We start from the raw sequence: 13840 nt of genomic DNA, 5'->3' as shown, positions 1-13840 counted from the left end.
GCCTCTTGTTCAATACGCTCAGTTGCGCTCAATGCGAAATTTCGTCGAGATTGCGATTGTTGGTCCGTGGTCCGAAGAAGCCGATCGCACCCATCACCATCACCATCGAAAACGTGATCAGCGCGAATACGCCAGGCACCTGGAAGTGGCGCAGCGCGAAGGCGATCATGAAGCCGGAGAACATCGCGGATAAGCGCGACATCGAGTAAACGAAGCCGACGGCGCGTGCCCGCAAGCGGGTCGGGAACAGTTCGGTCTGGTACGCGTGATAGCCGACCGAGAGCAAGGTTCCGCACAGCGTGATCAGCACACCGAGCGTCATCAGCATGGCGGGCGAGGTCTGCGTCGCAAACAGGCTGCCGAACACGGCGATACCGAGTGCCGACAGCACGATCAGCGTCTTGCGTTCGATGCGGTCCGCAATCGCCATACCGATTAGCGGTCCAAACGGATTCGAGATCGCAATGACGAACGAGTACAGCAGACTGTGCGTGATCGTCACGCCCTTGGAGACCAGCAGCGTCGGCACCCATGACGCGAAACCGTAGAAGCCGATCGCCTGGAACAGGTTAAATACGAGCATCGTGATCGCGCGCTTGCGATACGGCGGTTGCCAGATTTCGCGGAAGGCGGCCTTGGTGGTGGCAGGCTCGATGGACGGTACAGGTGCGGGCAGTGGCTTGCCATATTGCTTCGTGACCTTTGCTTCGAGCGCCTGCAAAACCTGTTCCGCTTCGGCGGCGCGGCCTTGCTGTGCGAGCCAACGCGGGCTTTCCGGCACACGCCGGCGGATTGCCCACACAATCACCGCGCCGAATGCGCCGATGATCACGACCCAGCGCCAGCCGTCCACACCGAATGGTGTTTGCGGCACCAGCCACCACGCGAGCAGGGCGACCGACGGCACCGCGGTGTACTGCACCAGATGAACAAAAGCGAAGGCCCGGCCGCGCAGATGTTTCGGCACGAGTTCGCTGACATAGGTGTCGATCGTCACCAGTTCGACACCCACGCCGATGCCGGCGATCAGGCGCCACAGGTTGATGGCCGGCGCGGTGGTTTGCAGCGCCATGATCAGCGTGGCCGCGGAATACCACAGCAGCGAAACGGTAAACACGGTTCTGCGGCCATAGCGATCTGCCAGACCCGCCAGAAAGAACGTACCGATGAAGAGCCCGGCGAATGACGCCGCCACGAAAGCGCCCAACCCGGACACCCCGAAGAACGATGCGGTTGTCGTCGCATAGAGGCCGCTCTTGACGAGACCTGGGCCGACATACGCGGTGAAAAACAGGTCGTAGAACTCGAACCAGCCACCGATCGACAGCAGGAACACCAGCATCCATATCGTGCGCGTTGCGGGCAGACGGTCGATGCGCGCGTTGATGCCCGGCGTGAGCGCCTGCGCGCCGGTGCTTGAAGTGGGCGACGCGCCGGGTGCGTCGAGCGGCAGGCTTGCCATGGAATTCTCCTTCAGGGGTCTCTTGCTCATGTCGTTCTGTCTAACAGAACGACGTTCTATTTAATGAATGTGCCGAGATTAATCTGTGTCGTGACTGACAGGAATTCGGGGTTTTACCTAGCCATCAAGCCGCGATCCGCTCCAGCGTCGCGAGAAGGGTGGCGAACGAAAGCGGCTTGCGGGCGTATTCGATGGTGGGATTCGGCTGCGCGGGGATCTCGGCGGCCGAACTGCACAGGAGGATAGGAATGGCGCGCAGATCGGGGTCGTCGTTCAATGCGGCGCACAGTTGCGGCCCCGACATGACCGGCATCATGCAGTCAGACACGACGATGTCGGGCCGGGTCCGGTGGATCTGCTCAAGCGCCGCGGCGCCGTTGATCGCCGTCAGCACGGTGTAGCCGTGCCGCTCCAGCAACAGGAGCCAGACCGTGAGGATGTCGATTTCGTCGTCCACGATCAGGATGGTTTTCATGGACGGTCAGCCTTACCGCAGACAGACCTTGCCGCAGACCAGACCCCGGACCTCGTCAGGATCGGCGACATGCGTTTCCACGCCGGGCCGGAGGGTGCCTGAGTTTGGTGGAGGGTCATTGTCGATATGTCGTTCAAAGCGCGGAGAAGCCACAGCTTGCAACTGAAATCAGGCGGAACATGTACCTCTCAATCTCACCATGCCAGCAATTCACGTTCCCGTTCATGGTGACACCGCGCTGTGCAGGCAATGGATTAGGCCCGACGTCCCGTCCCGTTGGCGGATAGCGTGCAATAGGTGTGTGATGTTGATGAGCGTGCGCGGGCGGGACCGGCCGGTAGCGATCGCCAGCGTGTGGGTGAGTTTTTCAACTTGATGTAACGAAGGATGGAGCATGAGGCAAAGGCGGTTCGCCGTATACAATTCCGCAGCACCTGATTTTTGCCTACTACCGATACGATCCCATCCATGCCGAATCCGACCCGGGCCTTTCTTCTCGGCCCGCTCCTGAAAGGCGTTTCACGCTCCTTCTACCTCACCCTGCGCGTGCTGCCCGCCGGGATGCGCGATCCGATCGGCCTTGCGTACCTGCTGGCGCGCGCGGCCGACACCATTGCGGACACCTCGCTGATTTCCCCCGAGCAACGCCTTGCGTTGCTGCTGTCGCTGCGCGACCAGGTGAACGGTGCGCCGGACGACGGCGCGCTGTTCCAGCGCATGGCTGCCGAAGTGGCGGGCCAGCAGGTCCAGTCCGATGAAAAGGTTCTGCTGGAATCGCTTGGACCGGCACTCGAGGTGCTCTCGCAACTGAGCGAGTCCGACCGCAAGGCCGTCCGCGAAATCGTATCGACGCTGACCGAGGGCATGGAATTCGACCTTCGTGCGTTTCCCGACGAACGTTCTGGCCTGATCGCCGCGCTGCGCGAATACGCGGAACTTGACCGTTATACCTATCTGGTGGCGGGCTGCGTGGGCGAATTCTGGACCACGATGACTTACGCGCACATGCCCGGCACGCTGAGCGAGCGGCCCGAAACCATGGCGCGCCGCGGCGTGCGTTTCGGCAAGGCGCTGCAGATGACCAACGTGCTGCGGGATTGCGGCAAGGATTTGCGGATCGGCCGCTGTTACCTGCCGCAGACCATGCTCGATCAACACGGCCTGAGCGCGCAAGATCTCCTGCTGCCGGCTAATTCGGTTCGTGCGAGGCCTTTGATGATCGAACTCGTGCGCCGCGCGCTGGATCATTTCCGCGAGGCTCTCGACTACACGCTCGCGATTCCCGCGTGGTCGGTGCGTTTGCGTCTTGCCTGTTTGTGGCCGATCCTGATCGGCCTGGACACACTGCTGCTGCTGGTGGATAACGATGCCTGGCTCGATCCGGCCAAGGTCTCCAAGGTCCGGCGCAATCAGGTGTATGGAATCATCGCGTCGTCACTGTTGCTGGTGCCTTCGAATGGTCTCGTGCGAGCATCGGTTGAAAAGCGCATCAGGCAGATCGAAGCCCGGCTCTGAGTGGCCGGGCTTGCTCGATGGATAGTTAGTTATCCGTGCAAATTGCCCAGCAAGTAAGGTGAAGGGCGCGTGAAGGTTCGCGCCCATGCCGGTTGTCCTTCATTCCTCTTTCTCCACGTATACGCGTTCGCGACCGACCTGCTGTTCGAGCAGAATCCGAAGCACGTACAACCCGGCACCCGGCCGTTCCGATTTGCATGAACCCATGTGGCCGCATCCGATCCAGCCACGCCGCATAGCGCATTCACGTGGAAATGCGTCTTCGCTTAATCTGCATCATTGAATAGCCGGCAATCGGGAAACCCCTAGCATCCTGTGTCGATGGTTCGCGTTAGTCTCTTCAAAAGAGGAGACGATCCATGAGACAGGCGTTCAATATTGCCGTAGTGCTGTTGCTTGGCTATTTGATGGCGGATAGGGCGCTGATGCGTGCACAAGCCGGAGAAATGGGAACAATAACGTGCCACCAAGGCGCGGAAATGGTCAAGGCGAACGCATTGAAAAAGGGCTTTGGTGACGCCGGGGCCAGCAGCCAGGGTGAAAATTTCCTGTCGAGCTGTCTTGTCACGGGGCGTGGCCAGGTGGGCGATCTGATCGCTCGCGAATAACGCAGGCGGCCCGGCGCTGCGAAGCGCTCCCGCGAGATGTAGCGCTACACATAGAAAAAGCGCCCAGACCATGAAGGCCCAGGCGAAGTCATCGGGAGCCCGATGACGGAGGTATCGAATACAGAACTGGCCCGCGATCGGGGATGCTCGGTCGCGGGCCAGTTCGTTTTGCATCAGGGCGCGCGGCTGTTTTGCGCGCTTAGCGGCCGATAGGGCAGGGAGCCAGGCCTCTATGGTTTGTTCCGCTGGACAACTTGTTTGCGGTTCGGCTGCAGCTCGGTTTCAGCTTAGTTGCCGAAATAAACCGATTTCGGACCGTTCACCGGAACCGGGTGACCCGCTTGCGACGAACCGCTCACCACGCCGCCGAAGCTGCTTTCCGTGGATTGCGCGGTACCGTTTTGCGCGACGACACGGTTTTGCGCAGCCTGAATGTCAGCCGGGTAGTACGGGTCGGCGCGGCCCGGCTGGTAGCCGGCCTTTTCGAGTTGAATCAGTTCTGCACGCACCTGGGCGCGGGTCACGGGCTGGTTGGACTGCGCAAACGAGGCAACAGGAGCGGCCAGCACAGCGGCGATAACAACGGCTTGAATGAGCGATTTCATGATGAACTACCTCCAGTTCGGTCTTTGTGTTGCTACGAGCGTTCTTGTTCGTAGTCAGTGATTGCATTGTAGTTTTGCGATCTGGCCGGAGTAATCATCAATTCAGCTAATGTTTGTTGCGAAATTTGCAATAAAAAAGGGCGCCACTGGCGCCCTTTCTTTTCATACGACCCGGTGGTCAACTCAAACCGCTGCGGGCCGCCACTTCAACAGCCGCTGTTCGAGCGCGGTCAACAGGTAGTCAGCAGCCAGTGCGACCACCGCCAGCACGATCATTGCCGCGAACACGCCGCTTGCGTTGAACGCGCCTTGCGCCGTGGAAATCAGCAAGCCGATACCTTGTTTCGAACCGAGGAACTCGCCCACCACCGCACCGACCAGTGCAAAGCCGAAGCTCACGTGCAGACTCGCAAGAATCCAGCTCAACGCCGACGGAATCACCACCGAAGTCGTCACCTGACGGCGTGACGCACCCAGAATCTGCGCATTCGCGATCATGTAGCGGTCCGCTTCACGCACGCCCTGAAACGCGTTGGCGAACACGACGAAGAACACCATCACCACCGCCAGCGCCACCTTCGAAGCCATGCCAAGACCCAGCGCAATCACGAACACCGAGCCGAGCACCACGCGCGGAATCGAGTTGGCGATCTTGATGTAGAGGCTGAACACATCGGAGAGCAGTTTGTTGCGGCCGAGCACAATGCCGCAGAACACGCCCGCCACCGAACCGATAATGAAGCCAAGCCCGGTTTCTTCAAGCGTGACCCACACCTGTGTCAGCAGGGGGCCTTGCGACGTGCCGTTCACGAACCAGTCGACGATCTGATCGAAAATCGCGCTCGGCATCGAGAAGAAGAACGGATCGATCCACTTCAGGCGCGCGGACAGTTCCCACCCGCCGAGCACAACCACCAGCACGACAATGCGCAGTGCGATCACCAGCGCCTGGCGTTGCCGGATGCGTTTTTGCGCGACACGCTCGACCTGGGCGAGCGTCACGGGATCGATACCCGAAGGCATCACTTGTTGAGGGGTTGTAGACATGTATGCCGTTCCTTGATTAACCGATCTGCACTTCTTCGCGCAGGTCATGCCAGATGTCGCGCGAGATTTCGATGAAACGCGGTTCGTAGCGAATCTCCGACGTGACGCGCGGACGCGGCAGATCGATTTCGTACACTTTCTTCAGCGTGGCCGGGCGCGCCGTCAGCACGAATACGCGGTCGGCGAGCGCAATCGCTTCTTCCAGATCGTGCGTGACGAACACCACTGAACCGGCGCCGCCCCACAGTTGCAGCAGTTCGTCCTGCATCAGCGTGCGCGTTTGCATGTCGAGCGCCGAGAAGGGCTCGTCCATCAGCAGGATTTCCGGCTTGTTGATGAAGGTTTGCGCGAGCGCCACGCGCTTTCTCATACCGCCGGACAGTTGATGCGGATAGTGCTTGCCGAACTTGTCGAGGCCCACGCGGCGCAGCCATTCGTTGGCTTCGTCGTACGCAGCGGATTTCGAGCGGCCGCGATACAGCGGCCCCGCAGCCACGTTATCGAGCACCGAGCGCCACGGAAACACCGCATCGGCCTGAAACACGAAGCCGATGCGCGGATCGATGCCGTCCACCGGCGCGCCCATCACGCGCACTTCGCCGGTGGTCGGCTTCAGCAAGCCGGTGATCATGCTGAGCGTGGTCGACTTGCCGCAACCCGTCGGGCCGACCACGGCGACGAACTCACCGCGTGCCACCGACATGCTGAAGTCGCGCAACGCGATAGTCGCCTTGCCGTCGGGAGAAATGAAACGGCACGATACGTTGCGCATTTCGATGGCGGGCGTATCGCGTGACATGGGTTGATTCATCGGCTGGTGCCTCGCAGTTCTCTTTGATGTTGAATAGGCGTGACGTCGCGGGCGTTACTTCGCCGCGGTCTTGACCGCGGTCGACACGTAGTCGTTGGTGTAGGTCTTGGCGAGGTCGATATGCTTGCCCTTCACCGAAGGATTGAAGGCCGACAGCACCTTCAGGACCGTGTCCGGGCCGTCGGCGGGCATCTTGCCGTCCTTCGTGAACATCGGCAGCGAGGCCTTCAGTGCGCCGACGTACAGGTCCTTGTTGTTGCCGTAGTAGTCCTTCGGCATTTTCGCGGCGATCTCTTCCGCGCTGTGTGTCGCGATGAAGTTCAGCGTTTTCGCGAACGCGTGCGCGAGTTTCGCGGCGTCGTCCTTGTGCGACTCGGCCCATGCCCGTTGCACGTAGAAGCTCGACGCCGGATACGTGCCGCCGAGCGCGGCGCGCGTGCCTTCGAGCGTGCGCATATCGACCAGCACCTTGGCGTCGCCGGTCTTCAGCAGCTGCGAGACAGTCGGCTCGGTGGTCATGCCCGCGTCGATGCGGTTCTGCTTGATGGCCGCGATAAAGCTGTTGTCCGCGCCGACCGGCAGCAGCGTGTATTGCGTGGACGGCACGCCCGCGCGCTGCGCGAGGTATTGCGTGAGGAAGCTGGTCGACGAGCCGAGGCCGGTTACGCCGAGCGTCTTGCCCTTCGAGTCGGCCATGCTCTTGAATGTTTCGGAGGCCTTGGTGGAGACCATTTCCACTTCACCTGGCACCTGGCCGAAAATCACCAGCGCCTGGACTTCCTTGCCCTTGCTCTGCAGATCGATGGTGTGATCGTAGAAGCCCACCACGCCTTGCACCGCGCCCGCGAGCAGTTCGTTTTCAGCGTCCACGCCGGCCGGTTGCGAGAGGATTTCGACGTCGAGGCCTTCGTCCTTGAAGTAGCCGAGCTGTTCCGTGAGCTTGGCGGGCAGATAGATGATCTTGGTGGCGCCGCCGACCATGATCGTCAGTTTCTCGGCATGAGCCGCGGCCGAAGCGGCGGCAAGGGTGAACGCAACACCTGACACAGCGGCAATCTGGCGCAAGGTACGCATGAAGCAGTCTCCTTAGGTTTGGTCGCCGCTATCTGCGGATGCGGCGCTTTCTGGATGAATGACGGCGATTATAGAAATCGGAAACCTTCTGGCAGCTTTCGGGGCTGGGGGCAAATTATGGGTGTTAACCCGAGAATGTGCCGCAACCGTCCCGCCATCCTCAGGCAAACCCCATCACGTAGGCCGCGAAACACGGAAGCCGCGCGCAAAGCCCTTGTTTTACGGCACAATCGGCCTCCTGACTTTTGCCGCGCATTGAATTTCCCAATTCGCCGTTCCCGCCATGAAGCTGCTGCTTATCGAAGACAACCCGACGCTTGCGCACTGGCTCGCGAAGATGCTGGAGCAGGAGGCGTTCGCGCTCGACGCCGTGCAGGACGGTGATGCTGCTGACCGTTTGCTGCGCACCAATCACTACGATGTGATCCTGCTCGATCTGAATCTGCCGAAGCTGTCGGGCAAGAACGTGCTGCGCCGTCTGCGTCAGCGCGGCGACGCTACGCCGGTGCTGATCCTGACCGCGAGCGGTTCGATCGACGAAAAAGTGGAGTTGCTCGGCGCCGGCGCGGACGACTACCTGGTCAAGCCTTTCGAAGTGCGCGAGCTGATTGCGCGAATCAAGGTGGCGATCCGGCGTCAGTCGCCGTCCAAAGCCAGCGAGGTGATCTGCGGCGATCTCACGTTCGACATCGATACGCGTCAGTTCACGCTGAAGGGCGCGCCGCTCAATGTCACGCCGCGCGAGCGCTCGGTGCTCGAAACGCTGATCCTGCGCCTGGGCAAGACAGTGACCAAGCCGGCGCTGGTCGACGCGATCTTCACGCTCGCGGACGAGCCGAGCGAAGACGCGGTCGAAATCTATATCTCGCGGCTGCGCAAGAAGCTCGACGGCAGCTCCGCGGCGATCGTCACGTTGCGTGGGCTGGGCTACCTGCTGCGCAAGAAAGAAGATGACCAATAGCCTGCGCATGCGCCTGCTGTGGTGGCTGCTGGTGCCGCTCGCGTTGTACGTGTTCGTTACCGGCAAGGCGGAGTACGACAACGCGCGGCGCACCGCGGATCTGGTGCAGGACAACCAGTTGATCTCGTCGGCGCGCATGATTGCGGGTGAAGTGGAGTGGGTGGACGGCTTTCTGCGCGTGGACGTGCCGCCCGCCGCGCTTGAAGTATTTGTGTCGCCGTATCGCGATCAGGTGTTCTACAGCGTGCGGGTCGACAATGGCCGCCTGCTGGCGGGCACACCGGATTTCCCGCGGCCTTCGGCACTCCCGTCCGACCTCACCGATCACTACGATGCCGAATTTCATGGCCAGCCCGTGCGCGCGGTCAGCCTTGTACGCTTGATGTACGACAATGGTGCGACGCACCGGGTGCGGGTGACGGTGGGCAAGACGGTGCGTTCGCGCGACGCGATGGCGCAGCAATTGTGGCAGCCGCAACTTGTTCGGCAGATCGAAATGATCGTGCTGGCGGTCGCACTGGTCTGCATCGGCCTGACCTTCGAGTTGCGGCCGCTGATGAAAGTCAAGGAAGACGTCGCCGACCGCGACCCCATGCAGCTCGAACCAATTCGCGTCGAGCGCCTGCATACCGAGTTGCGGCCCATCGTCGAGGCGATCAATCAGTGTATTGCGCGGCTCGGTGTGCAGGTGGCCGCGCAACGGCGTTTTATCGCCGACGCCGCGCACCAGTTGCGCACGCCGCTCACGCTGCTCGGCACGCAATTGCAGTTCGCGCGTCAGCAGGACGGCCTGAATCCCGCACTCGACGAAGCGCTTGCCGCAATGCACCGCAGCAACCGTTCGATGGTCGGACTCACCAACAAGCTGCTGTTGCTTGCGCAGGCCGAGGCTGCCGACAACCGGCAACTGGCGGTGGAAACGGTTGATCTGGCGGCGCTGGCAATGGAAGTGGTGGAAGACCTTGCGCTGCTCGCGCAGGCCCGGAACATCGATCTGGGCGCGGAATTGAACGGCCCCTCACCGGTGGGCGGACATCGCGGCCTGCTTCAGGCGCTGATCGCCAATCTCGCTGAGAACGCAATCCGCTATACCGGCAGCGGTGGGCACGTCACGGTGGCGGTCAACGCACGTGCGGATGCCGTTGCCGTGTCGGTGCTGGACGATGGCCCCGGCATTCCGGCCGAGTCGCGCAGCCGCGTATTCGAACCGTTTTTCCGGGCATCTGTGGATACTGAAGGGACCGGGCTGGGTCTCGCCATCGTGCGCGAAATCGCGGATGCACATCACGCGGAGATCGTACTCAAACCGGGTGAAGGCGGCAAAGGCGTGCATGTAACGGTCTCGTTTCCGCGCGCGCCGCACGAAGGCCCGCAGCCCGATTGAATCAGCCGCCTCCAGGCGGCGGATCTGGAAGGAGTCGGGAAGAGTCGGAAGGAGTCTGAAGGAGTCGGGACAAACCCGCAATCGGCACAAGAAACGCATGCGCGAAAGCTTGGGGAAGGATTCGCGCACCTAGAATTTTTGGCAGGCGTCCATCAAAGCCCGCCGTGAGGTGCGCCGGTTTTCAGAGAAGAGGGGCGACGAATCGTGTTTTCAGGCAGTTTGCGCGGACGCTTGCTGTGGTGGCTCCTGTTGCCGCTGGCGGCGTTCGTTTCCATTTCCGGTCTGATTTCGTACCGCAACGCGCAAACCACGGCCGACCTCGTTCAGGACAACGCGTTGCTATCGTCGATGCGTATCATTGGCGAGGACATCGATTGGGATAACGGCAGCGTTTCGATCCAGATTCCGCCGGCCGCGCTCGAGCTGTTCGAGTCGCCGGAGCAGGACAGTGTGTTCTATCGCGTCGAAGCGAGCGACCATCGGCTGGTGGCCGGCAACCCTGAGTTATCCGTGCCGCGCGGGGTGAGCGATGTCCCGATGCTCTACTACACCCGTCTCGACGATGGCCGGCCCATGCGGGCAGCTGCTTACGTGCGGCAACTCTACGACTCGGGGCGTACCGAGTCAGTCATCGTAGCGGTCGCGAAGACCGAAGGCTCGCGCGACGCGATGCTGTGGCGTCTGTTGCGCCCGCAGTTGTTCGGCGAGGTGCTCACCCTGGTGCTGGCCATGGTGTTCGTCTATCTCGGGCTGACCTTCGAACTGCGGCCGTTGATGAAGGTGAAAGACGACGTGGCGGATCGCAACGCATCGCAACTCGAACCGATACGCGTGGCGCGCCTGCATGTCGAATTGAGGCCGATCGTCGAAGCGATCAATCAGTGCATCGCGCGAATGGGCCAGCAAGCCGCGACGCAACGGCAATTCATTTCCGACGCCGCGCATCAGTTGCGTACGCCGCTCGCGTTGCTGGTGGCGCAGATCCAGTTCGCCCGGCAGCGAGAGAATCGCGATGTGCCGCTCACCGAAGCACTGGCCGGCATGCATAAAAGCAGCCGCAAGCTGACCACCTTGACCAACAAACTCCTGCTGCTTGCTCAGGCCGAGTCCGCGGTGCCGTCCAGCACGCGCGAAAAGATCGACCTGAGCGCATTGATCGCTGGCGTGCTGGAGGAGCTGATTGCATTCGCGCAGTCGCGTGAAATCGATCTGGGCGCCGAACTGGACGATGGTCTGCATGTAACCGGTGACGAGGCATTGACCGCGGCGCTCGTCACCAATCTCGTCGACAACGCGTTGCGCTATACGCAGCCCGGCGGGCGCGTCACCGTACACGCCGAGCGCAGTCATGACCGGGCGATTGTGCGTGTGATCGACAACGGACCGGGTATCGGAGCCGAAGCGAGAGCGCGCGTGTTCGAACGTTTCTATCGCGCGTCGAGTCATGCCGACGGAACGGGTCTCGGATTGCCGATCGTGCGCGAGATTGCTCACCGTCAAGGCGGCACCGTCACGCTCGAACCGGGAGAGGGCGGCGTTGGCCTGGTCGCCACCGTCGAGATGCGGCTATGGTCGGCGGCGGCTTGATACGCGGCCAAATGAGGGAAGACAGATGAAACTGCTGCTCGTTGAAGACGACGCCGATCTCGCCCGCTGGGTGATGAACCTGATGCAGGTCGAAAATTTCGCGATTGACTGGGCGCAGGACGGTGTGCGCGCGGAGACGTTGCTCGGCCTGCAGTGCTACGACGCGGTGCTGCTCGATCTGCGCTTGCCGGGCATGAGCGGTAAGGACGTGCTGGCGCGGCTGCGTCGCAAACGCGACAACGTGCCGGTGCTGATGCTTACCGCCAACGGCTCGACCGACGACAAAGTAGCCTGCTTCTCGGCCGGTGCGGACGATTATGTCGTCAAACCCTTTGACGCGCGTGAACTGGTGGCGCGCATCAAGGCGTTGATCCGCCGTCAGGCGGCCGGCGACAAAGGGCAATCGATCGACTGCGGCGATCTGCGCTACCTGTTCGATTCCCGCGAATTCGTATTACAGAATGAGCCGTTGCCGTTGCGGCGGCGCGAACATGCGATCCTCGAAACGCTGATGCTCAAGCAGGGCAAGACAGTCTCAAAGTCCACGCTGATCGACAAAGTCTTCGCGCTCGACGACGAACCCAGCGCTGACGCCATCGACATCTACATTCACCGCTTGCGCAAGCATCTTGCCGGCTCCAGTGCAAAAATCATGACCTTGCGCGGGCTCGGCTACATCTTGCGCGAGGAGGTGCCTCGCGACGTTTTTGCCGAGGCGTTGTAAAACCATCGATCTGTATTCTGCAGTCTTGAATAGATCGATCGGATTCTGTCAACTTCGTTGCTTCTAGTGTTTTCACCGACGTTTCCCGTACTCCTGCGAAAGAGGCGTGAAGGGTTGGTCTGACTATCCTTGGTTCTGCTACTCAAATGGATAACAGATCAATTCAACGCAGCAGGATCGGAGGAGACGATGGTAAGAAAAAGCAGCGTGTTGCTGGTGGCGAGCGCCGGCGCATTGGCAGTGGGTAGCGCTCACGCGCAATCGAACGTACAGCTTTACGGCTTGATGGATCTGAGCGCGGTGTCTTATCAGACCAACGCGAATGCAGACGGCAAGCACGTGGTTTCAATGGGTATCAACGGCGAGCCGTGGTTCAGCGGCAGCCGGTTCGGCATGAAGGGCGCGGAAGATCTGGGTGGCGGCGTGAAGGCGATCTTCAGATTGGAAGCGGAGTACCGCGTGAGCGACGGCGCCATGGAAGACCCGGGTCAGATCTTCGATCGCGACGCATGGGTGGGCGTGGAAAGCGACACCTTCGGTAAGTTCACCGCCGGGTTCCAGAACACGATTGCACGCGACGCGGCCGCGATCTACGGCGACCCGTACACGGGCGCGAGGTTGAGTACGGAAGAGGGTGGCTGGACCAATACCAACAACTTCAAGCAACTGATCTTCTACGCGGGTAGCGCAACAGGCACCCGCTACGAGAACGGCCTCGTCTGGAAGAAGCTGTGGGATAACGGTATTTTCGCGTCGGCGGGCTATGCGTTCGGCAACAAGACGAGCTTCGGCAACAATGCCACGTATGCCGTCGCGCTCGGCTATAGCGGTGGTCCGTTCAATGTGTCGTCGTTCTACAACCACGTCAACAATAACGGCTTCACCAACAAGGCCTATTCGGTGGGCGGTAATTACACGTACAGCATCTTCCGCGTGAATGCCGGCTATTTCCACTACACCGGCGATCAGGGAGCGTTGGGTCAACGCCGCGACAATGCGTGGACGGTGTCGTTCAAGCTGGCGCCGAAGGGTCCGCTCGACTACGAACTTGGCTATCAGCAGATGCACACGTCGAACGCCGCGTTCGACACCTCGGGCAGCATCGCCAATGCCAACCTGAGTTTCGATCCGGATACCGGCACCGGCAGCGGCTACAAGGAAACCTTGTACGCATCGGTGTTCTATCACCTGTCGAAGCGTACCGAGCTTTACGTCGCCGGCGACTACATGAAACTGCACAACGGCTATGTTGTGGCAACGACATTTGGCGCGAAGAACCAGTTGGAGTTGACGACGGGCATCCGCACGCGCTTCTGAAGACTTACGCTATAGACGCCGCGTGCATCGAACATGCACGCGGCGTTTTCCGTTTACCTGGGTGCATCAGAGCACCCTGGTGGCGGCCTCCACGGTGAGCAGACGTAGCACCTCTCTTAAGCGTTACTTAAGGTTTTCTCATCCACTCGTTTTATCCCCGCATTCCAGTGATCTGATCGGTATCTCACGTAAGGTTTTCATAAGCATCGGCATTGCACTATGCGTCGCGTTGAGTGCGCGCAAACGCGCCTGCTTGCAACGTCAAACCAG

General features: G+C 60.9%; 13 protein-coding genes. 7 read left to right on the top strand and 6 right to left on the bottom strand.

The window, feature by feature from the left end:
- Positions 1-28: 28 nt before the first annotated feature.
- Both BCY88_RS01100 and BCY88_RS01095 read right to left on the bottom strand, forming a co-directional pair.
- Positions 29-1462 (bottom strand): MFS transporter, encoded by a 1434-nt coding sequence (locus tag BCY88_RS01100; protein ID WP_120342425.1) that lies wholly within the window; start codon positions 1460-1462, stop codon positions 29-31.
- A 124-nt stretch (positions 1463-1586) separates the two neighbouring features.
- A complete protein-coding gene (locus BCY88_RS01095; protein ID WP_120342424.1) occupies positions 1587-1937 on the bottom strand; it encodes a response regulator in 351 nt (116 codons plus the stop codon).
- Between the two features lie 468 nt (positions 1938-2405).
- On the opposite strand from BCY88_RS01095, the gene BCY88_RS01090 reads away from it, so the two are divergent.
- Both BCY88_RS01090 and BCY88_RS01085 read left to right on the top strand, forming a co-directional pair.
- Positions 2406-3452 (top strand): phytoene/squalene synthase family protein, encoded by a 1047-nt coding sequence (locus BCY88_RS01090; protein WP_120342423.1) that lies wholly within the window; start codon positions 2406-2408, stop codon positions 3450-3452.
- Between the two features lie 359 nt (positions 3453-3811).
- Positions 3812-4060 carry a hypothetical protein gene (locus BCY88_RS01085; protein ID WP_120342422.1) on the top strand — a complete coding sequence of 83 codons (249 nt, stop codon included), beginning with the start codon at positions 3812-3814 and terminating at the stop codon, positions 4058-4060.
- Positions 4061-4347: 287 nt separating this feature from the next.
- Here BCY88_RS01085 and BCY88_RS01080 read toward each other — a convergent pair whose 3' ends face one another.
- From BCY88_RS01080 to BCY88_RS01065, 4 genes are all read right to left on the bottom strand, one after another.
- The gene (locus BCY88_RS01080; RefSeq protein ID WP_120342421.1) at positions 4348-4665 is read right to left on the bottom strand and encodes a DUF4148 domain-containing protein; all 318 of its coding nucleotides are present in this window, start codon (positions 4663-4665) and stop codon (positions 4348-4350) included.
- 183 nt (positions 4666-4848) lie between these two features.
- Positions 4849-5712 carry an ABC transporter permease gene (locus tag BCY88_RS01075; protein ID WP_120342420.1) on the bottom strand — a complete coding sequence of 288 codons (864 nt, stop codon included), beginning with the start codon at positions 5710-5712 and terminating at the stop codon, positions 4849-4851.
- Between the two features lie 16 nt (positions 5713-5728).
- Positions 5729-6523 (bottom strand): ABC transporter ATP-binding protein, encoded by a 795-nt coding sequence (locus tag BCY88_RS01070; protein WP_120342419.1) that lies wholly within the window; start codon positions 6521-6523, stop codon positions 5729-5731.
- Positions 6524-6577: 54 nt separating this feature from the next.
- Positions 6578-7597, bottom strand: a complete 1020-nt coding sequence (locus BCY88_RS01065) for an ABC transporter substrate-binding protein (RefSeq protein ID WP_120342418.1) — start codon at positions 7595-7597, stop codon at positions 6578-6580.
- A 283-nt stretch (positions 7598-7880) separates the two neighbouring features.
- Between BCY88_RS01065 and BCY88_RS01060 the strand changes: the two genes are divergently transcribed.
- The 5 genes from BCY88_RS01060 to BCY88_RS01040 all read left to right on the top strand — a co-directional run bounded on the left by BCY88_RS01060 (position 7881) and on the right by BCY88_RS01040 (position 13570).
- Positions 7881-8558: a response regulator gene (locus tag BCY88_RS01060; RefSeq protein WP_120342417.1), complete on the top strand. Its 678-nt coding sequence runs from the start codon at positions 7881-7883 to the stop codon at positions 8556-8558.
- Complete coding sequence (locus BCY88_RS01055; protein ID WP_120342416.1) at positions 8548-9942, top strand: sensor histidine kinase; 1395 nt, start codon at positions 8548-8550, stop codon at positions 9940-9942. Before BCY88_RS01060 ends, BCY88_RS01055 begins: the two co-directional genes overlap by 11 nt.
- Before the next feature lie 204 nt (positions 9943-10146).
- A complete protein-coding gene (locus BCY88_RS01050; protein ID WP_120342415.1) occupies positions 10147-11529 on the top strand; it encodes a sensor histidine kinase in 1383 nt (460 codons plus the stop codon).
- Between the two features lie 25 nt (positions 11530-11554).
- Complete coding sequence (locus tag BCY88_RS01045) at positions 11555-12253, top strand: response regulator (RefSeq protein WP_120342414.1); 699 nt, start codon at positions 11555-11557, stop codon at positions 12251-12253.
- 189 nt (positions 12254-12442) lie between these two features.
- A complete protein-coding gene (locus BCY88_RS01040; RefSeq protein WP_120342413.1) occupies positions 12443-13570 on the top strand; it encodes a porin in 1128 nt (375 codons plus the stop codon).
- Positions 13571-13840 lie beyond the last annotated feature (270 nt).

The sequence above is a fragment of the Paraburkholderia fungorum genome, assembly GCF_003610895.1.
Classification (GTDB): Bacteria; Pseudomonadota; Gammaproteobacteria; order Burkholderiales; family Burkholderiaceae; genus Paraburkholderia; species Paraburkholderia fungorum_B.
The sequence above is the reverse complement of the archived record's forward strand: the minus strand, read 5'-3'. Positions and strand labels throughout refer to the sequence as shown.

Coding starts and splice junctions, on each gene's coding strand:
- BCY88_RS01100 (WP_120342425.1), bottom strand. CDS start 1,462: ATGGCAAGCCTGCCGCTCGACGCACCCGGCGCGTCGCCCACTTCAAGC.
- BCY88_RS01095 (WP_120342424.1), bottom strand. CDS start 1,937: ATGAAAACCATCCTGATCGTGGACGACGAAATCGACATCCTCACGGTC.
- BCY88_RS01090 (WP_120342423.1), top strand. CDS start 2,406: ATGCCGAATCCGACCCGGGCCTTTCTTCTCGGCCCGCTCCTGAAAGGC.
- BCY88_RS01085 (WP_120342422.1), top strand. CDS start 3,812: ATGAGACAGGCGTTCAATATTGCCGTAGTGCTGTTGCTTGGCTATTTG.
- BCY88_RS01080 (WP_120342421.1), bottom strand. CDS start 4,665: ATGAAATCGCTCATTCAAGCCGTTGTTATCGCCGCTGTGCTGGCCGCT.
- BCY88_RS01075 (WP_120342420.1), bottom strand. CDS start 5,712: ATGTCTACAACCCCTCAACAAGTGATGCCTTCGGGTATCGATCCCGTG.
- BCY88_RS01070 (WP_120342419.1), bottom strand. CDS start 6,523: ATGAATCAACCCATGTCACGCGATACGCCCGCCATCGAAATGCGCAAC.
- BCY88_RS01065 (WP_120342418.1), bottom strand. CDS start 7,597: ATGCGTACCTTGCGCCAGATTGCCGCTGTGTCAGGTGTTGCGTTCACC.
- BCY88_RS01060 (WP_120342417.1), top strand. CDS start 7,881: ATGAAGCTGCTGCTTATCGAAGACAACCCGACGCTTGCGCACTGGCTC.
- BCY88_RS01055 (WP_120342416.1), top strand. CDS start 8,548: ATGACCAATAGCCTGCGCATGCGCCTGCTGTGGTGGCTGCTGGTGCCG.
- BCY88_RS01045 (WP_120342414.1), top strand. CDS start 11,555: ATGAAACTGCTGCTCGTTGAAGACGACGCCGATCTCGCCCGCTGGGTG.
- BCY88_RS01040 (WP_120342413.1), top strand. CDS start 12,443: ATGGTAAGAAAAAGCAGCGTGTTGCTGGTGGCGAGCGCCGGCGCATTG.